General features: G+C 36.4%; 24 protein-coding genes, 2 rRNA genes and 1 other annotated feature. Of the genes, 24 read left to right on the forward strand and 2 right to left on the reverse strand.

What is annotated here, in order from left to right:
* The first annotated feature begins 185 nt into the window (after positions 1-185).
* Positions 186-3,109 (forward strand): 23S ribosomal RNA (locus ACA31_RS01850).
* Positions 3,110-3,190: 81 nt separating this feature from the next.
* A 5S ribosomal RNA gene (rrf, locus tag ACA31_RS01855) occupies positions 3,191-3,305 on the forward strand.
* 323 nt (positions 3,306-3,628) lie between these two features.
* Here rrf and pdxR read toward each other — a convergent pair.
* Positions 3,629-5,014, reverse strand: coding sequence for a MocR-like pyridoxine biosynthesis transcription factor PdxR (gene pdxR, locus ACA31_RS01860; protein ID WP_057511687.1), 1,386 nt, complete (start codon positions 5,012-5,014; stop codon positions 3,629-3,631).
* Positions 5,015-5,114: 100 nt separating this feature from the next.
* Between pdxR and pdxS the strand changes: the two genes are divergently transcribed.
* A complete protein-coding gene (gene pdxS, locus ACA31_RS01865; RefSeq protein ID WP_057511688.1) occupies positions 5,115-6,002 on the forward strand; it encodes a pyridoxal 5'-phosphate synthase lyase subunit PdxS in 888 nt (295 codons plus the stop codon).
* Between the two features lies 1 nt (position 6,003).
* The gene (gene pdxT / locus ACA31_RS01870) at positions 6,004-6,579 is read left to right on the forward strand and encodes a pyridoxal 5'-phosphate synthase glutaminase subunit PdxT (RefSeq protein ID WP_057511689.1); all 576 of its coding nucleotides are present in this window, start codon (positions 6,004-6,006) and stop codon (positions 6,577-6,579) included.
* 51 nt (positions 6,580-6,630) lie between these two features.
* Here the strand turns inward: pdxT and ACA31_RS01875 are convergent, their stop codons facing one another.
* Positions 6,631-7,845 (reverse strand): NupC/NupG family nucleoside CNT transporter, encoded by a 1,215-nt coding sequence (locus tag ACA31_RS01875; protein WP_057511690.1) that lies wholly within the window; start codon positions 7,843-7,845, stop codon positions 6,631-6,633.
* Between the two features lie 155 nt (positions 7,846-8,000).
* On the opposite strand from ACA31_RS01875, the gene ACA31_RS01880 reads away from it, so the two are divergent.
* The 20 genes from ACA31_RS01880 (at position 8,001) to rplL (ending at position 25,992) form a co-directional block, all read left to right on the forward strand.
* Positions 8,001-8,462 (forward strand): CtsR family transcriptional regulator, encoded by a 462-nt coding sequence (locus ACA31_RS01880; RefSeq protein WP_057511691.1) that lies wholly within the window; start codon positions 8,001-8,003, stop codon positions 8,460-8,462.
* Between the two features lie 16 nt (positions 8,463-8,478).
* Positions 8,479-9,030 carry a UvrB/UvrC motif-containing protein gene (locus ACA31_RS01885; RefSeq protein WP_057511692.1) on the forward strand — a complete coding sequence of 184 codons (552 nt, stop codon included), beginning with the start codon at positions 8,479-8,481 and terminating at the stop codon, positions 9,028-9,030.
* A complete protein-coding gene (locus ACA31_RS01890; RefSeq protein WP_057511693.1) occupies positions 9,023-10,033 on the forward strand; it encodes a protein arginine kinase in 1,011 nt (336 codons plus the stop codon). The genes ACA31_RS01885 and ACA31_RS01890 overlap by 8 nt, the downstream gene beginning before the upstream one ends.
* Before the next feature lie 11 nt (positions 10,034-10,044).
* Positions 10,045-12,507, forward strand: a complete 2,463-nt coding sequence (locus tag ACA31_RS01895; protein WP_057511694.1) for an ATP-dependent Clp protease ATP-binding subunit — start codon at positions 10,045-10,047, stop codon at positions 12,505-12,507.
* Positions 12,508-12,854: 347 nt separating this feature from the next.
* Positions 12,855-14,231 carry a DNA repair protein RadA gene (gene radA, locus ACA31_RS01900; protein ID WP_057511695.1) on the forward strand — a complete coding sequence of 459 codons (1,377 nt, stop codon included), beginning with the start codon at positions 12,855-12,857 and terminating at the stop codon, positions 14,229-14,231.
* 71 nt (positions 14,232-14,302) lie between these two features.
* On the forward strand, positions 14,303-15,361 hold the full coding sequence (locus ACA31_RS01905) for a PIN/TRAM domain-containing protein (protein ID WP_057511696.1): 1,059 nt from the start codon (positions 14,303-14,305) through the stop codon (positions 15,359-15,361).
* 442 nt (positions 15,362-15,803) lie between these two features.
* Positions 15,804-17,261 (forward strand): glutamate--tRNA ligase, encoded by a 1,458-nt coding sequence (gltX, locus tag ACA31_RS01910; RefSeq protein ID WP_057511697.1) that lies wholly within the window; start codon positions 15,804-15,806, stop codon positions 17,259-17,261.
* A 344-nt stretch (positions 17,262-17,605) separates the two neighbouring features.
* Positions 17,606-18,247: a serine O-acetyltransferase gene (gene cysE / locus ACA31_RS01915; protein ID WP_031266086.1), complete on the forward strand. Its 642-nt coding sequence runs from the start codon at positions 17,606-17,608 to the stop codon at positions 18,245-18,247.
* A complete protein-coding gene (gene cysS / locus ACA31_RS01920) occupies positions 18,231-19,631 on the forward strand; it encodes a cysteine--tRNA ligase (protein WP_057511698.1) in 1,401 nt (466 codons plus the stop codon). The genes cysE and cysS overlap by 17 nt, the downstream gene beginning before the upstream one ends.
* A gap of 1 nt (position 19,632) precedes the next feature.
* A complete protein-coding gene (locus ACA31_RS01925; protein ID WP_057511699.1) occupies positions 19,633-20,019 on the forward strand; it encodes a Mini-ribonuclease 3 in 387 nt (128 codons plus the stop codon).
* A gap of 7 nt (positions 20,020-20,026) precedes the next feature.
* On the forward strand, positions 20,027-20,776 hold the full coding sequence (gene rlmB, locus ACA31_RS01930) for a 23S rRNA (guanosine(2251)-2'-O)-methyltransferase RlmB (protein WP_057511700.1): 750 nt from the start codon (positions 20,027-20,029) through the stop codon (positions 20,774-20,776).
* Complete coding sequence (locus ACA31_RS01935; RefSeq protein ID WP_057511701.1) at positions 20,773-21,297, forward strand: NYN domain-containing protein; 525 nt, start codon at positions 20,773-20,775, stop codon at positions 21,295-21,297. The genes rlmB and ACA31_RS01935 overlap by 4 nt, the downstream gene beginning before the upstream one ends.
* Positions 21,298-21,408: 111 nt before the next feature.
* On the forward strand, positions 21,409-21,939 hold the full coding sequence (locus ACA31_RS01940) for a sigma-70 family RNA polymerase sigma factor (protein ID WP_253721351.1): 531 nt from the start codon (positions 21,409-21,411) through the stop codon (positions 21,937-21,939).
* 137 nt (positions 21,940-22,076) lie between these two features.
* A complete protein-coding gene (rpmG, locus tag ACA31_RS13035; protein ID WP_002508576.1) occupies positions 22,077-22,220 on the forward strand; it encodes a 50S ribosomal protein L33 in 144 nt (47 codons plus the stop codon).
* Positions 22,221-22,350: 130 nt separating this feature from the next.
* On the forward strand, positions 22,351-22,530 hold the full coding sequence (gene secE, locus ACA31_RS01945) for a preprotein translocase subunit SecE (protein WP_002484168.1): 180 nt from the start codon (positions 22,351-22,353) through the stop codon (positions 22,528-22,530).
* A 14-nt stretch (positions 22,531-22,544) separates the two neighbouring features.
* Positions 22,545-23,093 (forward strand): transcription termination/antitermination protein NusG, encoded by a 549-nt coding sequence (gene nusG / locus ACA31_RS01950; RefSeq protein ID WP_057511703.1) that lies wholly within the window; start codon positions 22,545-22,547, stop codon positions 23,091-23,093.
* A 337-nt stretch (positions 23,094-23,430) separates the two neighbouring features.
* On the forward strand, positions 23,431-23,853 hold the full coding sequence (rplK, locus tag ACA31_RS01955; protein ID WP_002508574.1) for a 50S ribosomal protein L11: 423 nt from the start codon (positions 23,431-23,433) through the stop codon (positions 23,851-23,853).
* Between the two features lie 230 nt (positions 23,854-24,083).
* Positions 24,084-24,779 (forward strand): 50S ribosomal protein L1, encoded by a 696-nt coding sequence (rplA, locus tag ACA31_RS01960; protein ID WP_057511704.1) that lies wholly within the window; start codon positions 24,084-24,086, stop codon positions 24,777-24,779.
* An 85-nt stretch (positions 24,780-24,864) separates the two neighbouring features.
* Positions 24,865-25,012: a sequence feature (ribosomal protein L10 leader region), on the forward strand.
* 61 nt (positions 25,013-25,073) lie between these two features.
* Positions 25,074-25,583 (forward strand): 50S ribosomal protein L10, encoded by a 510-nt coding sequence (gene rplJ, locus ACA31_RS01965; RefSeq protein ID WP_057511705.1) that lies wholly within the window; start codon positions 25,074-25,076, stop codon positions 25,581-25,583.
* Between the two features lie 40 nt (positions 25,584-25,623).
* On the forward strand, positions 25,624-25,992 hold the full coding sequence (gene rplL, locus ACA31_RS01970) for a 50S ribosomal protein L7/L12 (RefSeq protein WP_057511706.1): 369 nt from the start codon (positions 25,624-25,626) through the stop codon (positions 25,990-25,992).
* The last annotated feature ends 19 nt before the right edge of the window (positions 25,993-26,011 follow it).

Consider the following 26,011-nt stretch of genomic DNA (forward strand, 5'->3'; position numbering starts at 1 on the left):
TTTGTACATTGAAAACTAGATATGTAAGTAAAATTTATGATTTTACCAAGCAAAACCGAGTGAATTAGAGTTTTAAAAAGCTTGAATTCAAAAAAATAGAAATAATCGCTAGTGTTCGAAAGAACACTCACAGATTAATAACATTTTAGGTTTTCAACCGATTTTATCGTGTTGAAGGTCGAAAAGATTAAGTTATTAAGGGCGCACGGTGGATGCCTTGGCACTAGAAGCCTACGAAGGACGTTACTAACGACGATATGCTTTGGGGAGCTGTAAGTAAGCTTTGATCCAGAGATTTCCGAATGGGGAAACCCAGCACGAGTTATGTCGTGTTATCGATATGTGAATACATAGCATATCTGAAGGCAGACGCGGGGAACTGAAACATCTTAGTACCCGCAGGAAGAGAAAGAAAAATCGATTCCCTGAGTAGCGGCGAGCGAAACGGGAAGAGCCCAAACCAACGAGCTTGCTTGTTGGGGTTGTAGGACACTCTATACGGAGTTACAAAAGAACAAATTAGACGAATCATCTGGAAAGATGAATCAAAGAAGGTAATAATCCTGTAGTCGAAAGTTTGTTCACTCTTGAGTGGATCCTGAGTACGGCGGAACACGAGAAATTCCGTCGGAATCCGGGAGGACCATCTCCCAAGGCTAAATACTCTCTAGTGACCGATAGTGAACCAGTACCGTGAGGGAAAGGTGAAAAGTACCCCGGAAGGGGAGTGAAATAGAACTTGAAACCGTGTGCTTACAAGTAGTCAGAGCCCGTTAATGGGTGATGGCGTGCCTTTTGTAGAATGAACCGGCGAGTTACGATTTGATGCAAGGTTAAGCAGTTAATGTGGAGCCGTAGCGAAAGCGAGTCTGAATAGGGCGTTGAGTATTTGGTCGTAGACCCGAAACCAGGTGATCTACCCATGACCAGGCTGAAGTTCAGGTAACACTGAATGGAGGGCCGAACCGACTTACGTTGAAAAGTGAGCGGATGAGTTGTGGGTAGCGGAGAAATTCCAATCGAACCTGGAGATAGCTGGTTCTCTCCGAAATAGCTTTAGGGCTAGCCTTAAGTAATGATTATTGGAGGTAGAGCACTGTTTGGACGAGGGGCCTTTATCGGGTTACCGAATTCAGACAAACTCCGAATGCCAATCAATTTTATCTTAGGAGTTAGAACGCGGGTGATAAGGTCCGTGTTCGAAAGGGAAACAGCCCAGACCACCAGCTAAGGTCCCAAAATATATGTTAAGTGGAAAAGGATGTGGCGTTGCCCAGACAACTAGTATGTTGGCTTAGAAGCAGCCATCATTTAAAGAGTGCGTAATAGCTCACTAGTCGAGTGACACTGCGCCGAAAATGTACCGGGGCTAAACATATTACCGAAGCTGTGGATTGTCCGTAAGGACAGTGGTAGGAGAGCGTTCTAAGGGCGTTGAAGCATGATCGCAAGGACATGTGGAGCGCTTAGAAGTGAGAATGCCGGTGTGAGTAGCGAAAGACGGGTGAGAATCCCGTCCACCGATTGACTAAGGTTTCCAGAGGAAGGCTCGTCCGCTCTGGGTTAGTCGGGTCCTAAGCTGAGGCCGATAGGCGTAGGCGATGGATAACAGGTTGATATTCCTGTACCACCAAAATTCGTTTTAAGCGATGGGGGGACGCAGTAGGATAGGCGAAGCGTACTATTGGATTGTACGTCCAAGCAATGAGACTGAGTGTTAGGCAAATCCGGCACTCTTAAGGTCAAGTTGTGATGGGGAGAGGAAATTTTTTCCTCGAGTCGTTGATTTCACACTGCCAAGAAAAGCCTCTAGCTAGAATTTTGGTGCCCGTACCGCAAACCGACACAGGTAGTCAAGATGAGAATTCTAAGGTGAGCGAGCGAACTCTCGTTAAGGAACTCGGCAAAATGACCCCGTAACTTCGGGAGAAGGGGTGCTCTTTAGGGTTAACGCCCAGGAGAGCCGCAGTGAATAGGCCCAAGCGACTGTTTATCAAAAACACAGGTCTCTGCTAAACCGTAAGGTGATGTATAGGGGCTGACGCCTGCCCGGTGCTGGAAGGTTAAGAGGAGTGGTTAGCTTCGGCGAAGCTACGAATCGAAGCCCCAGTAAACGGCGGCCGTAACTATAACGGTCCTAAGGTAGCGAAATTCCTTGTCGGGTAAGTTCCGACCCGCACGAAAGGCGTAACGATTTGGGCACTGTCTCAACGAGAGACTCGGTGAAATCATAGTACCTGTGAAGATGCAGGTTACCCGCGACAGGACGGAAAGACCCCGTGGAGCTTTACTGTAGTCTGATATTGAAATTCGGTACAACTTGTACAGGATAGGTAGGAGCCTTTGAAACGTGAGCGCCAGCTTACGTCGAGGCGTTGGTGGGATACTACCCTTGCTGTGTTGGATTTCTAACCCGCACCATTTATCATGGTGGGAGACAGTGTCAGATGGACAGTTTGACTGGGGCGGTCGCCTCCTAAAGAGTAACGGAGGCGCTCAAAGGTTTCCTCAGAATGGTTGGAAATCATTCATAGAGTGTAAAGGCATAAGGAAGCTTGACTGCGAGACTTACAAGTCGAGCAGGGTCGAAAGACGGACTTAGTGATCCGGTGGTTCCGCATGGAAGGGCCATCGCTCAACGGATAAAAGCTACCCCGGGGATAACAGGCTTATCTCCCCCAAGAGTTCACATCGACGGGGAGGTTTGGCACCTCGATGTCGGCTCATCGCATCCTGGGGCTGTAGTCGGTCCCAAGGGTTGGGCTGTTCGCCCATTAAAGCGGTACGCGAGCTGGGTTCAGAACGTCGTGAGACAGTTCGGTCCCTATCCGTCGTGGGCGCAGGAAATTTGAGAGGAGCTGTCCTTAGTACGAGAGGACCGGGATGGACATACCTCTGGTGTACCAGTTGTCGTGCCAACGGCATCGCTGGGTAGCTATGTATGGACGGGATAAGTGCTGAAAGCATCTAAGCATGAAGCCCCCCTCAAGATGAGATTTCCCAACTTCGGTTATAAGATCCCTCAAAGATGATGAGGTTAATAGGTTCGAGGTGGAAGCATAGCGATATGTGGAGCTGACGAATACTAATCGATCGAAGACTTAATCAAATTTAAAAGTGTTTTGTTTTGGCATTATCAAATTTTACTTACTATCTAGTTTTGAATGTATAATTTTTATACATTTCATTGTCTGGTGACAATGGCAAGGAGGTCACACCTGTTCCCATGCCGAACACAGTAGTTAAGCTCCTTAGCGCCGATGGTAGTCGGACTTACGTTCCGCGAGAGTAGGACGTTGCCAGGCAGCATTATAGGATGCGATGAGCCCGAGACCGAGAGGTCTCTTTTTTTTATGTAAAAAAAGCGTGGCCCAATAGAGATGGGAATAATTTAAGGATTACAAGAGCTTGTGCTCTTGTATAAGAACTACTAATTTCGCAAGCGAAAAAGTGGTTCTTTATAAATTAAGTAATAGAACCTTAAAAGCTATTGATCTGAGTGAAAGATATAACAACCTTACAAGCGGTGGCAAAGAAGTAACCTGATACATGTTAAATGTATACAAGAGTAGTAATCTCTTACGTGATCGCTACTAATCTTGCAGACAAGAAAGCAGTGATTTAGAGATTAGTCATTCTTCAAAATTGTCAATGAACGAATTAGTGCGTTGGTGTGGTCTTCTAGTTGTGAAAAAGGTATTCCACCAAAACCTAAAATGAATTTTACAGATTGCTGTGACTTATCATATTTACTAAATGGAATAATTTTCAATTTATTTTCTTCGGCATTTTTCAAACATTGTTTCATAGTTAAACCATTTTTTACAGTTAGTGTAAAGTGCATACCTGCTAATGCACCATCAATTTCTAATTGTTCTTGATAGGGTTTGAGTGCATCTAATATGAATTTAAGTTTGTCTCTATAAACGTTTCTCATTTTATTTAAATGCCTCTCAAAACTACCTGACTGCATAAAGCTTGCTACCATTTTTTGTATATGTGCGGGTGCTGTATTACCTTCTCTATTTTCTAGTGTGTTATATAATTCCAACAGTTTTTTAGGTAATACTAGGTAAGCAACTCTGCAACTTGGAAATAAAGATTTTGAGAATGTACTAATATATATGACTTTATCTTTTGTATCTAAACTTTGTAATGCAGGAATAGGCTTTCCAAAGTAACGGAATTCCGAATCATAATCATCTTCAATAATGTATCTATTTTCAAATTGCTGTGCCCAATGAATAAGTTGGGTACGTTTTTTTAAATTCATCACATAGCCAGTAGGAAATTGGTGAGAAGGTGTGACATAAGCGATGTTATTATTAGATTCATTGAAATATTCTAGCTCAATTCCTGTATTATTCACAGGTACTTGGAGATAAGTAATTTGTTTTTTGTCTAAAACTTGTTTGATTGGTGGATAGCTGGGATTTTCAATTAAAAAGCGTCCTTTATTCAAAATATCAGTCAATAAATTAATGAGTTGTTCTGTAGAAGAACCAATAATAATTTGTTCTGGATGACATGCTACGCCTCTACTGTTAAATAAGTAATGTGCTATTTCTTGGCGTAGTGTCCATTCTCCTTTGGGGTTTGTATGCTGCAGTAAGTTCAATTGACTATCTTCAAAAGCGTCACGTGCATATTTTCTGAATTGTTGTATGGGAAAATATTCTGCATCTATTTCTGATAAATTAAAAGAAAAATCATATATTTGTTGAGTCTGGTTGTCGTTGTTTTGTTCTTGATATGCGTTTGATGCGTATAGATCTCTAGTAATAATTGGTAAAGTTTCAACGTCAGAGACAAAATAGCCTGATCGTGGTTTGGCATATATGTAACCCTCGTCGGATAGAATTTGATAAGCATGTTCAATTGTTGTATTGCTTACAGATAAATGTTGCCCTAACACTCGTTTTGAAGGGAATTTATCGCCTGATTTATATTGCCCTTCAATGATTTGTTTTTTTAAGTTCTCGTAAAGATTAATGTATAAGTGTTCTTTCGTCATTTTAACTGACCTCCTAAATTAATTCGTAATTGTCCCTTTTTAAATACCAGTTTATCTTTTAAAATGAATTTAATCAACTAAGTAAAGGGGTTAAATAAATATGTCTAAAGTAATTGGATCTGAAAGAGTTAAAAGAGGAATGGCGGAAATGCAAAAGGGTGGCGTAATTATGGACGTTGTAAATGCAGAACAAGCTAAGATAGCTGAAGATGCGGGTGCTGTTGCAGTAATGGCATTAGAGCGCGTGCCTTCTGATATTAGAGCTGCAGGTGGCGTGGCACGTATGGCTAATCCTAAAATTGTAGAAGAAGTTATGAATGCTGTCTCTATACCAGTTATGGCTAAAGGCCGCATTGGTCATATAACTGAAGCTCGTGTATTAGAATCTATGGGTGTTGACTATATTGATGAATCTGAAGTATTAACACCAGCTGATGAAGAGTTTCATTTACGTAAAGATACATTCACCGTACCATTTGTATGTGGTTGCCGTAATTTAGGTGAAGCTGCACGCCGTATTGGTGAAGGCGCTGCAATGTTACGTACTAAAGGTGAGCCAGGTACTGGGAATATCGTAGAAGCAGTTAGACATATACGCCAGGTCAATTCAGAAGTGAGTCGTTTAACAGTTATGCATGACGATGAGATTATGACTGAGGCTAAAAATATTGGTGCACCATACGAAATTTTAAAATCTATTAAAGAAAATGGTAAATTACCAGTAGTTAATTTTGCAGCTGGTGGGGTAGCGACGCCTCAAGATGCTGCATTAATGATGGAATTAGGTGCAGACGGAGTGTTTGTGGGATCTGGTATTTTCAAATCAGAAGATCCAGAAAAATTTGCTAAAGCAATTGTACAAGCAACTACACATTATCAAGACTACGAATTAATTGGACGTCTAGCTAAAGAATTAGGCACAGCAATGAAAGGTTTAGATATCAATGAGTTGTCATTAGAAGAACGTATGCAAGAGCGTGGATGGTAATATGAAAATTGGTGTTTTAGCCTTACAAGGTGCTGTGAGAGAACATATACGTCATATTGCGCTAAGTGGTCATGAAGGTGTAGCAGTTAAGCGTGTCGAACAGTTGGATGACATTGATGGGTTGATCATACCAGGTGGAGAATCTACTACGTTACGTCGCCTAATGAATCTTTACGGATTCAAAGATACTTTGCAACAATCCACATTACCTATGTTTGGTACTTGTGCTGGCTTAATTATCTTAGCAACGAACATTGTTGGAGAAGAAGGTTATTTAAATAAACTGAACATCACTGTTCAAAGAAATTCTTTTGGCCGACAAGTTGATAGCTTTGAAAGTGAGTTAGATGTAAAAGGAATTGCCAAAGATATTGAAGGTGTCTTTATTAGAGCACCTCATATAGAAAGTGTGCATGGTGAAGTTAGTGTGCTTAGCACAGTTGGTGATAAAATTGTAGCTGTTCAACAAGGATGTTATTTAGGTGTTTCATTTCATCCTGAATTAACAGATGATTACAGAGTCACACAATATTTTATTGAAGCAATTGTTAAACCGACCGTAACTGAAAAAGTATAAAAAAAGAGCGACAAGGTATTGATACCTTGTCGCTCTTTTGAATATTTAATTTTAAATAAAGAACCCCGCAATGGCTGCAGAAATAAATGAAACTAATGTAGCACCGAATAATAATTTTAGACCGAATCGTGCTACCATATCGCCTTTTTCGTTATTAAGCGATTTGATTGCACCAGAGATAATACCGATAGAGCTAAAGTTTGCGAATGACACTACGAATACTGAGATAACGCCTTTCGCATGTTCACTCATATTTTTAACTTCGCTTAGACTTTGCATGGCAACAAATTCATTTGATAATAATTTCGTTGCCATAATAGAACCAGCTTGTACAGCTTCATGCCATGGCACGCCAACTAAGAATGCGAATGGTGCAAATACGAAACCGATTAGCGTTTGGAAGTCCCAAGTAATACTACCACCTGAAATACCAGTGAAAATCGCGCTAACTACACCATTTAGTAAAGCGATAATAGCGATATAACCAATTAACATTGCCCCTACAATGACTGCTACTTTAAATCCATCTAAAATGTATTCCCCTAACATTTCAAAGAAAGATTGCTTATTTGTTTCACTTTCTTCAAGAATTAATTTATCTTCTTTTGGATCAACTTTATAAGGGTTGATGATAGAAGCAATAATGAAACCGCCAAAGAGGTTTAATACGACTGCTGTAACAACAAAACGTGGTTCAATTAACGCGAAGTAAGCACCGATAATAGATGCAGACACAGTAGACATTGCTGAAGCAGTTAAAGTATAAAGACGTTGTCTTGGAATATGAGCAAGTTCTTTTTTCAACGAAATAAATACTTCTGATTGTCCCAAAATTGCTGCTGCAACAGCATTATATGATTCTAAACGGCCCATACCATTAATTTTAGATATAACTAAACCTAAGACATTAATAATTACAGGTAAAATACGTGTATATTGTAGGATACCAATCAATGCTGATATGAAAACAATTGGTAATAATACATTAAAGAAGAATGGAGGATTTTCTGGATCTATATATTTAAATCCACCAAATACGAAATTCACACCTTCTGCTGCTTGTGCTAATAAGTAATTAAAGCCTACTGAAATACCACCAATGACTGTAATCCCAAATTGTGTTTTTAACAAAATAAATGCCATAATAAGTTGTATTACAAGTAATAACCCAATATATTGCCAGCGAACATTTTTTCTATCGGAGCTGAAAAGAAAGGCTAACCCAAGAAATACTACAATCCCAATTAAACCGATAATAATATGCATAATTTTCATCCCTTTTATTTTTTTCTTAATACCTATAATACAATAAAAGTGTGAGCACTTACATCCATAAACTAATATTTTTTAATCATATTGGTTGAAAAAGGTCAAAGTTGGTCATATAATATAGTCAAAGAAGGTCAAAAGAGGTGATAATCATGCACAATATGTCTGACATCATAGAACAGTACATTAAGAAATTATTTGAAGACACCAATAAAGACGTTGTAGAACTTCAACGTGCAAATATTGCACAGCGCTTTGACTGTGTGCCTTCTCAACTGAATTATGTAATCAAAACACGTTTTACAAATGAACATGGTTATGAGATTGAAAGTAAAAGAGGTGGTGGTGGGTACATCCGAATCACCAAAATTGAAAATAGAGATGAAACAGGTTACATTAATCACTTACTTCAATTAATAGGACCATCCATTTCTCAACAACAAGCGTATTACATTATAGATGGTTTATTAGATAAAAAATATATCAATGAACGTGAAGCGAAAATGATTTATGCTGTCATTGATAGAGAAACATTAAAAATGGATGTATTATCGAGAGATATTATACGGGCTAATATTATTAAACGTTTATTACCTGTAATAAATTATTACTAAAGTGAGGTGTTTAGTCGTGCTATGCGAAAATTGTCATTTAAACGAAGCAGAAGTTAAACTAGCAGTAAAAGGACAAGACGGTGTAAACGAAAAATGGGTTTGTTCGACATGTGCTCAAGGTGGAAATCCTTGGACACAAAATCAGCAGTTACAATCCCAAGATGATATTGAAGGCGCATTTGTTGTAAAACAAATTTTACAACATTTAGCAGCTAAACATGGTATTGATTTTGATGAAATTGCTTTTAAAGAAGAAAAAAGATGTCCTACTTGTCATATGACGTTAAAAGATATTGCACATGTTGGTAAATTTGGTTGTGCAAACTGCTATGCAACTTTTAAAGATGACATTGTCGACATTGTGCGTCGTGTGCAAGGTGGTCAAATAGAACACACAGGAAAAACACCTCGATCTTCGCATAGAAAGTTAGCACTTAAAAAACAAATTGAAGAAAAAAGTTCATATTTAAATCAGCTTATTGAAGAACAGAATTTTGAAGAAGCTGCAATTGTTCGTGACGAAATTAAAGCATTGAAAGACGATGGCGAGGTGAAACATGATGAGTGATAATGATATTAGTGCATACATGAGTGAGTGGATGCGCGATAAAGAAGAAAGTCCTGTCGTGATGTCTTCAAGAATCCGATTGGCTAGAAACTTAGAAAATCATGTCCATCCATTAATGTTTCCGTCAGCGCAGGATGGTTATAGAGTGATTAATGAGGTACAAGATGCGCTTCCTGACTTGTTTATACAGCGCTTAGATACGATGGATCAGCAAAGCAAATATAAACTTGTTGCGAAACATCTTATAAGTCCAGAATTAATCAGACAACCTGCCTCAGCAGTGTTACTCAATAATGATGAATCGTTGAGTATTATGGTGAATGAAGAGGATCATATTCGAATTCAAGCTATGGGAAATGATTTATCACTGCAAACATTGTACGAGAATGCTTCTACTGTAGATGATACGCTTGATAGTGAGTTGGATGTAAGTTTTGATGAAACATTAGGTTATTTAACAACTTGTCCGACAAACATTGGTACTGGCATGCGTGCGAGTGTGATGCTACATTTACCGGGTTTAACAATTATGAAGCGTATGAATCGCATCGCTCAAACGATTAACAGATTTGGTTTTACTATAAGAGGAATATTTGGTGAAGGTTCGCAAGTTTATGGTCATATTTATCAAATTTCAAATCAACTAACTTTGGGAAAAACTGAAGAAGAAATCATTGAAAGTTTAACTGAAGTTGTACAACAAATCATTAATGAAGAAATGCAAATTCGGGAACGTATGAACCGTCACAATCACATTGAAACATTAGACCGAGTATATCGTTCGTTAGGAATATTAAAATATAGTAGACTGATATCTATGGAGGAAGCATCACTGAGATTAAGTGAAGTGAAACTCGGTATTGATTTAGGCTATATTGAACTAGAAAACTTCAAGTTTAATGAATTAATGGTAGCAATACAATCGCCATTCTTATTAGATGATGAAGATGACAGAGTAGTAAATGAAAAAAGAGCAGATATATTAAGAGAACATATAAATTAGGAGGTCATGCTATGCTATTTGGTAGACTGACAGAACGTGCACAGCGTGTATTAGCACATGCTCAAGAAGAAGCAATTCGCTTAAATCATTCAAATATTGGAACAGAACATTTACTTTTAGGTTTGATGAAAGAGCCTGAAGGTATTGCAGCCAAAGTATTAGAATCATTTGAAATTACTGAAGAAAAAGTAGTAGAAGAAGTAGAAAAATTAATCGGCCATGGTCAAGAACAAATGGGCGCTTTACACTATACACCTCGTGCGAAAAAAGTCATTGAATTATCAATGGATGAAGCGAGAAAATTACACCATAATTTTGTGGGAACAGAACACATCTTACTTGGTTTAATTAGAGAAAATGAAGGTGTAGCAGCACGTGTATTTGCAAACTTAGATTTAAATATAACTAAAGCACGTGCACAAGTTGTTAAAGCATTAGGTAGCCCAGAGTTGGGGAATAAAAATGCGCAGGCTAATAAATCTAATAACACGCCAACTTTAGATAGCCTTGCACGTGACTTAACAGTTATTGCAAAAGATGGCACGCTAGATCCAGTTATTGGTAGAGACAAAGAAATTACAAGAGTGATTGAAGTTTTAAGTCGTCGTACTAAAAATAACCCAGTACTAATTGGTGAGCCAGGTGTTGGTAAAACTGCAATTGCAGAAGGTCTAGCCCAAGCGATTATTAAAAATGAAGTACCTGAGACGCTTAAAGGTAAACGCGTGATGTCACTTGATATGGGAACAGTTGTAGCTGGTACGAAGTATCGAGGCGAATTTGAAGAGCGTTTGAAAAAAGTAATGGAAGAAATTCATCAAGCGGGTGACGTTATACTATTCATCGATGAATTACACACATTAGTTGGCGCAGGTGGTGCTGAAGGTGCTATTGACGCATCAAACATCTTGAAACCGGCACTTGCAAGAGGAGAACTACAATGTATTGGTGCAACGACATTAGATGAATACCGTAAAAACATTGAAAAAGACGCAGCACTTGAACGTCGTTTCCAACCAGTTCAAGTTGATGAACCAACAGTTGAAGATACAATTGAAATCTTAAAAGGATTACGTGATCGTTATGAAGCACATCACCGTATTAATATTTCAGATGAAGCGGTAATCTCAGCTGCTACTTTAAGTCACCGTTATATTTCAGATCGTTTCTTACCTGATAAAGCAATCGACTTAATCGATGAAGCAAGTTCTAAAGTTAGACTTAGAAGTCATACAACACCACCGAACTTGAAAGAATTAGAACAAGAAATTGAGCAAGTTAAAAATGAAAAAGATGCTGCGGTACATTCACAAGAATTCGAAAATGCAGCAAATCTTCGTGATAAACAAACGAAATTAGAAAAACAATACGAAGAAGCTAATAATAATTGGAAGAACGCGCAAAATGGCGACAATACTTCTTTATCAGAAGAAGATATCGGAGAAGTTATAGCTGGCTGGACGGGTATTCCATTAACGAAAATTAATGAAACTGAATCAAACCGTTTATTAAACTTAGAAGATACACTTCATAACAGAGTTATTGGACAGAAAGCGGCTGTAACGTCTATCAGTAAAGCAGTTAGACGCGCGAGAGCTGGATTGAAAGATCCTAAACGTCCTATCGGTAGCTTTATCTTCTTAGGCCCTACAGGTGTAGGTAAAACTGAATTAGCTCGTGCTTTAGCAGAGTCTATGTTTGGTGAAGATGACGCAATGATACGTGTGGATATGAGTGAATTTATGGAGAAACATGCAGTGAGTCGTCTAGTTGGTGCCCCTCCAGGTTATGTAGGACACGATGATGGTGGACAGTTGACTGAAAAAGTAAGACGTAAACCCTATTCAGTTATCTTATTTGATGAAATTGAAAAAGCACACCCAGATGTATTTAACATCTTATTACAAGTACTTGATGATGGACATCTTACTGATACAAAAGGACGTCGTGTAGATTTCCGTAATACAGTAATTATTATGACATCAAACGTTGGTGCACAAGAACTACAAGATCAACGATTTGCAGGTTTTGGTGGCGCATCTGAAGGTGAAGATTACGAAACAATTCGTAAAACAATGATGAAAGAATTGAAAAATGCGTTTCGTCCAGAATTCTTAAACCGTGTTGATGACATTATTGTATTCCACAAACTTTCTAAAGAAGAATTGAAAGAAATTGTAACAATGATGATTAATAAATTAACAAATCGTCTATCTGAACAAGATATCAATATCGAAGTTACAGATGCGGCAAAAGAAAAAATTGCTGAAGAAGGCTACGATCCAGAGTATGGTGCTAGACCATTAATTCGTGCAATTCAAAAAACTGTAGAAGATAATTTAAGTGAATTAATTTTAGACGGTAACCAAATTGAAGGTAAAAAAGTCGAAATTGATCATGATGATAAAGAATATAAATATAATATTCAAGATAGAAAAGAAGAAAAGAAAAATAAAGAAACAACAGACTCATAAGTTTAATTACTAAAAGTGAATTTTTATAGATTATAGCGCTTCTCAAATGTGTTAGTTCGCCTTTGAGAGGCGCTTTTATGTTTAATAATAGAAAATTCAAAGAATCTTTAAAAAACTTGGATATAATTTTCTTTCGATAAATTTATAATATTATTGGTAGTATATATCTGTGCATGGTATTTTATAAAAATAGCTTTTATGTAAGTGAATTTAGGGATAGATATAATTAAATGTAATTGAGAAAAAATAATCGTAAAGATCACAGTGAGTTAAATAAGATTAAAATTTGTTTTTAAACAGGTTGAGGTATAAAATAGATTTGTTCAATGAAAGATGGAGGTGCAATAGTGGCCAAGAAGAAAGTTGTTTTTGAATGTATGGCATGTGGCTATCAGTCCGCAAAATGGATGGGTAAATGTCCAAATTGTGGTGGCTGGAATCAAATGGAAGAAATTGTTGAGCAAAAGGCGGCAAGTCCAAAACATGGAGTACGCAGTCGTGATCGCGACAATGTTTCGAAAGTACAGAAGTTAAACGAAATTAAACAAGAGACGACACCACGTGTTACAACTAAGTCAGAGGAATTTAATCGTGTGCTCGGTGGAGGTATCGTCAATGGTTCTCTCGTATTGATTGGTGGGGATCCTGGTATAGGAAAATCAACATTACTATTACAAATATGTGCGGCACTATCACAATCGCATAATGTCTTATACATAACAGGTGAGGAATCATTAAATCAAACTAAGCTAAGAGCTGAAAGGTTGGATGAAGATTCAAGCGAACTCAATGTATTTGCAGAAACTGATTTAGAAGTCATCCACGAGACAGTAAAACAATTAAAACCCGATTTACTTGTAGTTGACTCAATCCAAACGATATTTCATCCGGAAATTAGTTCAGCACCAGGCTCAGTATCTCAAGTAAGAGAAAGTACACAAAGCTTAATGAACATCGCCAAACAAATGAATATTGCAACGTTTATCGTGGGACATGTAACGAAAGAAGGACAAATCGCAGGTCCGCGTTTACTAGAACACATGGTAGATACAGTACTTTATTTCGAAGGTGATGAACACCACGCTTACCGTATTTTGAGAGCGGTGAAAAACCGTTTTGGTTCTACAAATGAAATGGGTATTTTTGAAATGAAACAAAGCGGATTGAAAGGTGTTAAAAACCCATCTGAGATGTTTTTAGAAGAACGTTCGACAAATGTGCCCGGCTCGACTATCGTCTCTACAATGGAAGGCACGAGACCATTACTTATAGAAGTTCAAGCGCTTGTCACGCCTACTACTTTTAATAATCCTAGACGGATGGCAACGGGTATTGATCACAACCGCTTGAGTCTATTGATGGCAGTGTTAGAGAAAAAAGAAAATTATTTACTTCAACAACAAGATGCATACATTAAAGTTGCAGGTGGTGTAAGATTAACGGAACCTGCCGTTGATTTAGGTATCATTGTGGCAACAGCTTCAAGCTTTAAAGATCTAACAGTAGATGGTTTAGATTGCTTTATAGGAGAAGTTGGATTGACTGGAGAGGTGAGACGAGTATCTCGTATAGAACAACGTGTGCAGGAAGCAGAGAAACTCGGATTTAAACGTATTATTATCCCAGAATCTAATATTGGCGGATGGCAATTTCCTAGTGAAATTAAGGTCATTGGTGTGAAAAGTGTTCACGAAGCCCTAAAATATGCGTTAACAAAACATTAAATTAAATTCCAAAAATATACAGTTAAAAAACATTTGATCTGTATAACTTTATAGAGAAAGGGGTGTTAAACTTGAACATAATAAGAATCATTGTTATTTTATGTTATGTTATTTTAGGTGCGAGTTTAGGGGTCTATCTTATTCCGGAAATTGCTGTGGATACTGGGTTAAGTGATTATACGTTATTAACTAATAATTATTTCAACGGACTCCTTGGTATTGTTATCTTCTTTTTAATTTTTGGTTGGTTTATTAAAAAAGCAACATTAATGCTGAAAGAATTAGAACAAACAATAATGCGTCAAAGTGCTGTAGAAATTTTGTTTGCTACAATTGGGCTGATGATAGGTTTAGTCATTTCTGTTATGATATCATTTATTTTTCAAATTATAGGTAATAATGTGTTGAACCATTTTGTGCCAATCATTGTTACGATTATTTTAGGCTATTTCGGTTTCCAATTTGGCTTACGCAAACGTGATGAAATGTTATTGTTCTTCCCTGAAAACATGGCACGCTCGATGTCTATCAATGCACGTAACGCAGTGCCAAAAATCATTGATACAAGTGCTATCATAGATGGTCGCATTTTAGATATTATAGAGTGTGGTTTTATTGATGGTGAAATACTCATACCTCAAGGTGTCATAAATGAGTTACAAGTTGTTGCTGATGCAAATGACAGTGTGAAACGTGAAAAAGGCCAAAGAGGGTTAGATATTTTGAATTCACTATATGATACTGATCATCCAACGCGCATTATTCATCCGACAAAGTCTCATAGTGATATTGATGCAATGCTAATTAAGTTAGCACAACACTATAGAGGGCATATTATCACCACAGATTTCAACCTCAATAAAGTATGCCATGTACAAGGTATTCAAGCCCTAAATGTTAATGATTTATCTGAAGCGATTAAACCCTCAGTACACCAAGGTGACCGTTTTAACTTATTACTTACTAAAATGGGTAAAGAATCAGGACAAGCAGTCGGATACTTAGATGATGGAACAATGGTCGTAGTAGATAATGCTAAAAAAAATATCGGTGAATATATTGATTTAGAAGTAATCAGTTTATTACAAACGTCATCAGGAAGAATTATTTTTGCAAAAAAGATTAATTAAATAAATTACTAAGGGTTTTATATGGAAATGTAGCTAAAATTGTTACAGTTTCACATGAAACCTTTATTAATATTTGAATATTATTTTTATAAAGTTTGCGTATTAATCATTTTGAATTTAAGCACAGTGATTTCATATTAAACTTTAAAGTGCTACAATAGATAGCGAAATTGTATTACTATAAAAGGAATTACAAGTGTGTAGCATGTGTGTGAAAGTACACAGTTTTTTGGATAGTGATACTTTTAAAAATTATAAGCTATGGTATTATTAATAAGCGTAGAATAATAAACTTATTAATGGTTGAGCGTCATTATTATTGTTAACGACATAAAGTTAAATTGATACACGTTCAGCTTTTTGATGTGTGAGTGTAACAAACGATAAAGCATTGAACGCAACAAAACATTACTAATTAATATTAAAAATGGGAGTGAACATAATGAGTGATCGTGTAAGAGTTAGATATGCCCCAAGTCCAACTGGTTATTTGCATATCGGTAATGCAAGAACTGCATTATTCAACTATTTATTTGCTAAACATTATGATGGAGATTTTGTAATTCGTATAGAAGATACGGACAGTAAACGTAATCTAACTGATGGAGAATCTTCACAATTTGATAATTTAAAATGGTTAGGCCTCGATTGGGACGAATCTGTCGATAAAGATAAAGGTTATGGCCCTTATCGCCAATCAGAACGTGGCGAAATTTACAATCCGCTTATTCAGCAATTATTAGATGAAGACAAAGCGTATAAATGTTATATGACTGAAGAGGAACTTGATGCTGAGCGTGAACAACAAATCAAACGTGGAGAAATGCCACGTTATGCTGGGAAACATGCACACTTAACTGAAGAAGAACGTCAACAATTCGAATCAGAAGGTCGTCAACCTGCCGTTCGTTTCCGTGTTCCTAAAGACACAACATTCACTTTTGAAGATATGGTTAAAGGTGAAATTTCATTTGATTCAGATAATATGGGTGACTGGGTTATTGTTAAAAAAGATGGTGTACCTACGTACAATTTTGCAGTAGCTATTGATGATCACTATATGGAAATCTCAGATGTTATTCGCGGTGATGATCATATTTCTAATACACCAAAACAATTAATGATTTACGAAACATTTGGTTGGGAAGCGCCTAGATTCGCGCATATGTCGCTTATCGTTAATGAAGAACGTAAAAAATTAAGTAAACGTGACGGACAAATCCTACAATTCATCGAGCAATATCGTGATTTAGGCTATTTACCGGAAGCATTATTTAACTTTATTACATTGTTAGGCTGGTCACCAGAAGGCGAAGAAGAAGTTTATTCTAAAGAGGAATTCATTAAAATCTTCGATGAAAAACGTTTATCTAAATCACCTGCATTTTTCGACAAGCAAAAATTAGCATGGGTTAATAACCAATATATGAAACAAAAAGATACTGAAACAGTATTCGAATTAGCTTTACCACACCTGATCAAAGCGGAATTACTTCCTGAAAATCCAAATGAAGCAGATTTGGAATGGGGGCGTAAACTTGTTGCGCTTTATCAAAAAGAAATGAGTTATGCTGGAGAAATCGTTCCTTTATCTGAGCTATTCTTCCGTGATCAACAAATTTTAGGTGACGATGAACAAGAAATCATTGGTGGTGAACAAGTACCAGAACTAATGAATCATTTATATGGAAAATTAGAAGCACTTGAACCATTTGAAGCGGCAGAAATCAAAAAAACAATCAAAGAGGTTCAAAAAGAAACTGGTATTAAAGGTAAACAACTATTCATGCCAATTCGTATTGCTGTAACGGGCCAAATGCATGGACCAGAATTACCAAATACAATTGAAGTATTAGGTAAAGAAAAAGTGTTACTACGTTTGAAAAACTACGTTAAATAAAGAAGGTTGTGTGCGACGATGTTGTCTCAAGTTGAAAATACTTGAAAAATTACATCGAACCACCTATTATTAAATTGAAATAGCCAGAGGATTAGTAAGCGATGAAATGTGTAAAGAGAGTGTGCGGTTGCTGTGAGTACACCACTGAAATTGCTGAATGCACCTTTGTGTTAATGAACTAAATAAACTTTAATGAGTGAAAATAAGTTACTTTTATATATTAACCATATTTATGGTTAATATAATCAACTTATATTTAAAAATAAGAGTGGAACCGTGCAAAGCACCTCTAACAAGCCAGTTAGAGGTGCTTTTTTAATAAGGAGGTAGCAACCTTGTTTAAGATATTGAAAAGAATAAAAGACGATGTAAACATGGTGTTTGAACAAGATCCAGCTGCACGTACTACATTGGAAGTTGTCACTTCTTACGCAGGCATACATGCAGTGTGGAGTCATTTGATTGCGCATGAACTATATAAAAAGAAAAAATATATATTAGCAAGATTAATTTCGCAAGTTGCGCGCTTTTTCACAGGTATTGAAATACATCCAGGGGCTAAAATAGGCAAGCGTTTATTTATTGACCATGGTATGGGTGTCGTTATTGGAGAAACATGTAATATAGGAAATAATGTCACGATTTATCAAGGCGTTACATTAGGTGGTACTGGTAAAGAGCGAGGTAAACGTCACCCTGATATAGGGGATAATGTATTAATAGCTGCAGGTGCCAAAGTACTAGGCGATATTAAAATTGATTCAAATGTGAACATAGGAGCAAACTCAGTTGTATTAAATTCTGTACCAAGTTATTCAACAGTGGTAGGTATACCAGGCCATATTGTTAAGCAAGATGGCAGACGTATTGGTAAAACGTTCGATCATCGTAACTTACCAGATCCAGTTTATGAACAATTAAAAGAATTAGAAAAACAACTTGAGAAAACAAGAAATGGAGAGATACAAGATGATTACATTATATAATACGCTAACACGTCAGAAAGAGACGTTTGAGCCTATTGAACCAGGTAAGGTTAAAATGTATGTTTGTGGACCAACAGTATATAATTATATCCATATTGGTAATGCAAGACCTGCAATTAATTACGATGTGGTAAGAAGATATTTCGAATATCAAGGATACGAAGTCGTATATGTGTCGAACTTCACAGACGTTGACGATAAATTAATCAAACGATCTAAAGAATTAGGTGAATCTGTAGAAACGATAGCAGATCGATATATCGATGCCTTTTACGAAGATGTAGGTGCGCTAAACGTTAAAAAAGCAACATCAAATCCACGTGTCATGAATCATATGGATGATATTATTAAGTTTATTAAAGAATTAGTAAATCAAGGCAATGCTTATGAAAGTGGCGGCGATGTATACTTTAGAACACGTAAATTTGAAGACTATGGTAAATTAAGTCATCAATCATTAAATGATTTGAAAGTAGGCGCTCGCATAGAACAAGGTGAACAAAAAGAAGACGCTTTGGATTTCACGTTATGGAAACAAGCAAAACCAGAAGAAATAAGCTGGGATAGTCCATTTGGTAAAGGTAGACCAGGTTGGCACATTGAATGTTCTGTAATGGCATTTCATGAACTAGGAGCAACAATTGATATTCATGCAGGTGGCACAGATTTACAATTCCCTCATCATGAGAATGAAATTGCACAATCAGAAGCACATAACCATGCGCCTTTTGCTAACTATTGGATGCATAATGGATTTATCAATATTGATAATGAAAAAATGAGTAAATCATTAGGTAATTTCGTGCTTGTTCACGATATTATAAAACAAATTGACCCTGATGTATTACGTTTCTTCATGATTAGTGTACATTATAGAAGCCCAATTAATTATAATGTTGAACTTGTTGAAGCAGCTAAGAGTGGTTTAGAGCGTGTACGTAACAGTTATCAAGCTATTGAAGAACGTGAAGCTATTGCGTCAAATATTGAAGATCAATCTGCATATATAGAAGCAATTGATGATATTTTAAAACAATTTGAAACAGTAATGAATGATGATTTTAATACAGCCAATGCAATTACTGCTTGGTATGATTTATCAAAATTAGCTAATAAATATATCTTAGAAAACACAACTTCTACAACAGTTATTGAACGCTTTAAAGTAGTATATAAAATTTTCAGCGACGTACTAGGTGTGCCACTTAAAAGTAAGGAGAGCGACATGCTTTTAGATGAACAAGTCGAAGCGTTAATAGAAGAAAGAAACAAGGCGAGACAAAATAAAGATTTTGCGCGAGCTGATGAAATTCGTGATGACTTAAAAGCACAAAATATTATTTTAGAAGATACAGCGCAAGGTGTGAGATTTAAACGTGGCTAATATGGATAACAAGTTATTGAATCCCTTGACGTTGGCATATATGGGCGATGCCGTTTTAGATCAACACGTAAGAGAATATATAGTGTTGAAATTAAAAGCTAAGCCTAACCGATTACACCAAGAAGCAAAACGCTATGTATCTGCTAAAAGTCAGGCAGAAACACTTGAGTTTTTAATGGAAAACAATTGGTTTACTGAAAGTGAACAAGATATTGTGCGGCGCGGTAGAAATGCTAAAAGTTATACAAAAGCGAAGAATACAGATATACAAACGTATCGTAAAAGTTCAGGATTAGAAGCTATCATTGGTTTTTTATATCTGGAAAAAGAACATGAACGTTTAACATCATTGTTAGAATGTATCGTAAAAAATGTAGATGAAAGGTAGTGGTACTGTGGAAGAGATAGTTATAGTCGGTCGCCATGCAGTAAAAGAAGCGATTGTCTCAGGACATACAATTAATAAGATTTTAATTCAAGATACTATCAAAAAAGGTCAAATAAATGAAATTTTAAAAAAGGCAAATAGTCAAAAAATCGTTGTACAAACAGTGCCGAAATCTAAAATAGATGGATTGTCAGAGTCACCTCATCAAGGGATTGCAGCATATATTGCACCATATGAATATGCAGATTTTGATGAATTTTTAGTTACGCAAAAGACGCAAGACAAATTATCTACAGTACTTATACTAGATGGTTTAGAGGATCCACATAATTTAGGATCAATTTTAAGAACGGCTGATGCCTCAGGAGTGGATGCAGTTATCATTCCTAAAAGACGTTCAGTTGCACTGACACAAACGGTAGCTAAAGCTTCTACAGGTGCAATAGAGCACATACCTGTTATTCGTGTGACGAACTTAGCTCATACGATTGATGCTTTAAAAGACAATGGTTATTGGGTTGTTGGTACTGAAGCGGAGAATTCGACGGATTATAGAGAAATGGATGCAGCTATGCCTTTAGCGATTGTGATTGGAAGCGAAGGACAAGGTATGAGCCGTTTAGTAAAAGATAAATGTGACTTCTATATTAATATTCCTATGGTCGGTCATGTTAATAGTTTAAATGCGTCAGTAGCAGCAAGTCTGATGATGTATGAGGTTTACCGCAAACGTCATCAGATTGGAGACAAGAGATGAAGGATCGTTACTTAATCATTGATGGTTATAATATGATAGGACAATCGCAGGACTTAAGTCGTATAGCAAAAGACAATCTCGAGGAAGCACGCGATCAACTACTTACAGCTATAGCGAATTACAATGCTGTAATAGCTGATGAAGTCGTATGTGTTTTTGATGCTTATGAACAATCCGGACCACCTTCAGAATATATGTACCATGGGGTTAAAACGATATTTACTAAAGAAAAAGAAACAGCAGACAGCTATATCGAACGTTACGTCTATGATTTATATGAGAAACATACAAGACACATTACGGTTGTTACGAGTGATATGAGTGAACAACATGCAATATTCGGTGCGGGAGCCTACCGTATTTCTTCGAGAGAGATGTGGAGAGACTTAAGAGAGAACGAAGTATCTGTTTCTAAAGAGCTTGATGGTTTCAATGAACAAAAGCCACGAACACGAATCGAGCTCTCTCATGAGATTCTAAAAGAATTTGAAAAATTAAGACGTGGAGATAATCACAAATAACTATTTTGTACTCTTGATTTTTTTATAGCAAACTCTGTATCCTATGCTTACTTTAAGGAAAGGATAACGGACATGTTTGATAGAATTCACAACAAAGAATGTACAACCTATTTGAAGAATCGATTACAAAATGAAATTGATGTAGCACAAATTATTGATGAAATCACACCATTGATTAATAAGAGATTAAATCATTTTTCAGTTCATCCGAATGACAAAGAAGATTTGTGTCAAGAAGTACTAATGAAATTGTATAGTGTGTTAAGCCGTTTTGATTTTACAGAAGCTACACCTTTAGAACATTATGTCAATTGCGTCATAAAAAATGTAAAAAATGATTATGTACGCAAAAAAATGTATACACAACGCCGTCAAGACATGCTTGTAAATGAATTTATAGTCACTTATAATAATTTGAAATCCGAACAACTTATAGACACATACATCATTGCACGGGAAATATCTTCCCAACTAAAACAGTGCTTGAAAAGGTTAACCGATTTAGAACAACGCATTATAAGTTATATTTTAATAGACTATAAACCACAGGAAATTGCACAAATTTTAAATTTAAACATCAAAGTAGTTTACAATGCTATACATCGTTGTAAAATAAAGATAAGACGTTGTTTGGAAAAATGAAAATATGTATTGAAACCAAGCTGTATCTCGTGCTAATATCACGAAAATAGCATGTTTGAGTAGAATGTTGTCAATTGACAATTGACTCAGAAGTTCTGTATAGTAGATTGGTATTATAATGAGTAAGGTGAAGTCTAATGAAAAAAGTACCACTGAATTGTGAAGTCTGTGGCAGTAGAAATTATAATGTTCCGAAACAAAGTAACCTTACATCTAGAATGACATTAAAAAAGCATTGTCCGAGATGTAATGCACATACGATGCACAAGGAATCAAAATAATAAGATGACATATTAAGTAATCAGTTGAGTGAATATATCTTTCCAATTAAGTTGAGAGTATTGTATTTGCTTGATTTGTTGTATGGAATAAGCAAATAAGGAATATCGAAATAATACGGAGGTCTTGTTAATGGCTAAAAAAGAAAATTTCTTCCAAGGCGTAAAGTCAGAAATGGAAAAGACAAGTTGGCCAACGAAAGAAGAATTATTTAAGTACACAGTCATTGTTGTAGCTACAGTAGTATTTTTCTTAGTGTTCTTCTATGCCTTAGACTTAGGAATTGGTAGAATTATAGAGTTAATTAAATAGATAGGAGTGACGACATGTCTGAAGAAGTTGACGCAAAGCGTTGGTATGCTGTGCATACTTATTCTGGTTATGAGAATAAAGTTAAAAAGAATTTAGAAAAACGTGTTGAATCTATGAATATGACGGAAAAAATATTCAGAGTTGTTATACCAGAAGAGGAAGAAACACAAGTTAAAGATGGTAAAGCCAAAACATTAACTAAAAAAACATTCCCTGGTTATGTATTAGTTGAATTAGTGATGACTGATGAATCTTGGTATATTGTGAGAAATACACCTGGTGTAACAGGATTTGTTGGTTCAGCTGGTTCTGGATCTAAACCTAACCCATTACTTCCAGATGAAGCACGTTTCATTCTTAAACAAATGGGCATGAAAGAGAAAACAATTGATGTTCAATTGGATTTAGGTGAACAAGTGAGAGTCAAATCAGGTCCATTTGCTAATCAAGTTGGCGAAGTTCAAGAAATTGAGACTGATAAATTCAAACTTACTGTTCTTGTAGACATGTTTGGTAGAGAAACACCAGTAGAAGTAGAATTTGATCAAGTAGAAAAACTGTAAATGATTGTAGGTGCAGAGGCACTTGCATAAACGACACTAAACTTGTTGAAGCAAAGAGAGTCGCTTCACATGCATTTAGAAGATCTAATCAATGAACTTGATAAGGTCTAGAAAAGGGATTACCTGAGCTAAAGCTCATGTATTAAGAACCTCTAATCACTTTAGTGATTAGAGGTTCTATAAAAAAGTTACACTATACCATTGCGTTATTAAACGGGTTAATGGTATAATACTGTGGTCGCGCTCATAGAGCGTTCATTTCGTCACGAAATGTAGAAGAGTGGGAGGACAAAACTGAGTCCTGTGACCACATCACGATATCAAGGAGGTGCACATCGTGGCTAAAAAAGTAGAAAAAGTAGTTAAATTACAAATTCCTGCAGGTAAAGCAAATCCAGCACCACCAGTTGGTCCGGCATTAGGTCAAGCAGGTGTGAATATTATGGGATTCTGTAAGGAATTCAACGCACGTACACAAGAAGACGTAGGTTTAATCATACCGGTAGAAATCAGTGTTTATGAAGATCGTTCATTCACATTTATTACAAAAACACCACCGGCTCCAGTACTACTTAAAAAAGCTGCTGGCGTTGAAAAAGGTTCAGGCGAACCTAATAAAAACAAAGTAGCAACAGTAACTAAAGATCAAGTACGTGAAATTGCAAACCAAAAAATGCAAGATTTAAACGCTGCAGACGAAGAAGCAGCTATGCGTATTATCGAAGGTACTGCTCGTAGTATGGGTATTACAGTTCAATAATTAAAATTAGTAATGAAAACATAGATTGACGATAGAAGCAGATGACAGAAAAGACAAACATGATGACAGCATTCAATATTGTCGTAATATGAGGAATAAATGTCATTTATTAAGGAAGTTCATTCCAATAATAAAATACAATTAAACCTCTCTGTTATCTGCTCTTAACTTGTGAAAACAAGTAAATGTGGGAGGGAATTCCGCTAAAACCACTGAAGGAGGAACATGAAATGGCTAAAAAAAGCAAAAGATATCAAGAAGTAGCTAGCAAAATCGATCGTGAAAAAAACTACAGTGTTGAAGAAGCGATTGCATTAGCTAAAGAAACAAACATTGCTAACTTTGATGCATCAGTTGAAGTAGCATTCCGTTTAGGTATTGATACACGTAAAAATGATCAACAAATCCGTGGAGCAGTTGTGCTTCCAAACGGTACTGGTAAATCACAAAGTGTATTAGTATTCGCAAAAGGCGAAAAAGCAGCTGAAGCTGAAGCAGCAGGTGCTGATTTCGTTGGTGAAGGCGAATACGTAGAAAAAATCCAACAAGGTTGGTTTGACTTCGACGTAGTAGTAGCTACACCAGACATGATGGGCGAAGTTGGTAAACTTGGTCGCGTATTAGGACCTAAAGGTTTAATGCCAAACCCTAAAACTGGAACAGTAACTATGGATGTTACTAAAGCAGTTGAAGAAATCAAAGCTGGTAAAGTTGAATACCGTGCTGAAAAATCAGGTATCGTTCATGCGTCAATTGGTAAAACATCATTTGATACTGAAAAATTAGTTGAAAACTTCAGAACTTTACAAGACGTTTTAACTAAATTAAAACCTGCATCAGCTAAAGGTACTTACTTCAAATCTGTTGCTGTAACAACAACAATGGGTCCTGGAGTTAAAGTTGACACATCAGGCTTTAAACTTTAATTTTTAACATAAAAAAATTCGAGGTTGAAAGTATTGCTTTCAGCCTTAAATAAATATTGACATAACGCATTAAACCAGTTATATTGGTTAATGTATTATTTTACCTAAGACAGTAGGAGTTAGTGATAACTTAAAAATATATCCTGCCGAGGCTAAAATTGACTTGAACGTGAAGAATTTAGATCTTTCAAGCACTTTTTGCCACGGGTAGAAAGTGCTTTTTTTATTGAGTAATGTTTATAAAATATTGTCTCAAGATAAAAAGCACCAAACTAAATCTATGGAGGTGTCTAAATGTCTGCTATCATCGATGCAAAACAACAACAAGTTGATATCATTGCAGAACAACTTAAAAACTCAGTATCTACAGTTATCGTTGACTATCGTGGTCTAAGCGTTGCTGAAGTAACTGAATTACGTTCGCAATTACGTGAAGCTGGTGTTGAGTATAAAGTTTACAAAAACACTATGGTTCGCCGTGCAGCTGAACAAGCTGGTATTGACGGGTTAAATGAATTCTTAGTAGGTCCTACAGCAATCGCAACTTCAACTGAAGATGTAGTTGCTCCAGCGAAAGTTATCGCAGGATTCGCTAAAGAACATAAAGCATTAGAAGTTAAAACAGGTGTTATGGAAGGCAATGTTATCTCAGCAGAACAAGTTAACACTGTTGGTACATTACCATCACACGACGGTCTTGTTTCTATGCTTTTATCAGTATTACAAGCTCCAGTACGCAACTTCGCTTATGCGGTTAAAGCAATTGGAGAAGAAAAAGAAGGAAAAGAAGAAAGCGCTGAATAATTGCGCATAAACTAATAACAATTAATGGAGGAATATTAAAATGGCTAATCAAGAACAAATCATTGAAGCAATCAAAGAAATGTCAGTTTTAGAATTAAACGACTTAGTTAAAGCAATTGAAGAAGAATTTGGTGTAACTGCAGCAGCTCCAGTAGCAGCAGCAGGCGCAGCAGGCGGCGGAGAAGATGAAGCTGAACAAACTGAATTCGACGTTGAATTAACATCAGCTGGATCATCTAAAATCAAAGTTGTTAAAGCTGTTAAAGAAGCAACTGGTCTTGGATTAAAAGACGCTAAAGGTTTAGTTGACGATGCTCCTAAAGTAATCAAAGAAGGACTAGCTAAAGAAGATGCTGAAGAACTTAAAGCAGCTTTAGAAGAAGTTGGCGCTACAGTAGAAATCAAATAATTTTTGCTGTCTAACAGTT

Source organism: Staphylococcus sp. NAM3COL9, from assembly GCF_001431205.1.
In the GTDB taxonomy this organism is placed as follows: domain Bacteria; phylum Bacillota; class Bacilli; order Staphylococcales; family Staphylococcaceae; genus Staphylococcus.

Excerpts from the sequence above, each read along its gene's own strand:
- ACA31_RS01880 (WP_057511691.1), top strand. The coding sequence starts at position 8,001 with ATGCACAATATGTCTGACATCATAGAACAGTACATTAAGAAATTATTT.
- ACA31_RS01935 (WP_057511701.1), top strand. The coding sequence starts at position 20,773 with ATGAAGGATCGTTACTTAATCATTGATGGTTATAATATGATAGGACAA.
- ACA31_RS01890 (WP_057511693.1), top strand. The coding sequence starts at position 9,023 with ATGAGTGATAATGATATTAGTGCATACATGAGTGAGTGGATGCGCGAT.
- ACA31_RS01925 (WP_057511699.1), top strand. The coding sequence starts at position 19,633 with ATGGATAACAAGTTATTGAATCCCTTGACGTTGGCATATATGGGCGAT.
- gltX (WP_057511697.1), top strand. The coding sequence starts at position 15,804 with ATGAGTGATCGTGTAAGAGTTAGATATGCCCCAAGTCCAACTGGTTAT.
- pdxS (WP_057511688.1), top strand. The coding sequence starts at position 5,115 with ATGTCTAAAGTAATTGGATCTGAAAGAGTTAAAAGAGGAATGGCGGAA.
- rplA (WP_057511704.1), top strand. The coding sequence starts at position 24,084 with ATGGCTAAAAAAAGCAAAAGATATCAAGAAGTAGCTAGCAAAATCGAT.
- ACA31_RS01875 (WP_057511690.1), bottom strand. The coding sequence starts at position 7,845 with ATGCATATTATTATCGGTTTAATTGGGATTGTAGTATTTCTTGGGTTA.
- rplL (WP_057511706.1), top strand. The coding sequence starts at position 25,624 with ATGGCTAATCAAGAACAAATCATTGAAGCAATCAAAGAAATGTCAGTT.
- secE (WP_002484168.1), top strand. The coding sequence starts at position 22,351 with ATGGCTAAAAAAGAAAATTTCTTCCAAGGCGTAAAGTCAGAAATGGAA.
- rplJ (WP_057511705.1), top strand. The coding sequence starts at position 25,074 with ATGTCTGCTATCATCGATGCAAAACAACAACAAGTTGATATCATTGCA.
- pdxR (WP_057511687.1), bottom strand. The coding sequence starts at position 5,014 with ATGACGAAAGAACACTTATACATTAATCTTTACGAGAACTTAAAAAAA.
- rpmG (WP_002508576.1), top strand. The coding sequence starts at position 22,077 with ATGAAAAAAGTACCACTGAATTGTGAAGTCTGTGGCAGTAGAAATTAT.
- pdxT (WP_057511689.1), top strand. The coding sequence starts at position 6,004 with ATGAAAATTGGTGTTTTAGCCTTACAAGGTGCTGTGAGAGAACATATA.
- nusG (WP_057511703.1), top strand. The coding sequence starts at position 22,545 with ATGTCTGAAGAAGTTGACGCAAAGCGTTGGTATGCTGTGCATACTTAT.
- cysS (WP_057511698.1), top strand. The coding sequence starts at position 18,231 with ATGATTACATTATATAATACGCTAACACGTCAGAAAGAGACGTTTGAG.
- ACA31_RS01895 (WP_057511694.1), top strand. The coding sequence starts at position 10,045 with ATGCTATTTGGTAGACTGACAGAACGTGCACAGCGTGTATTAGCACAT.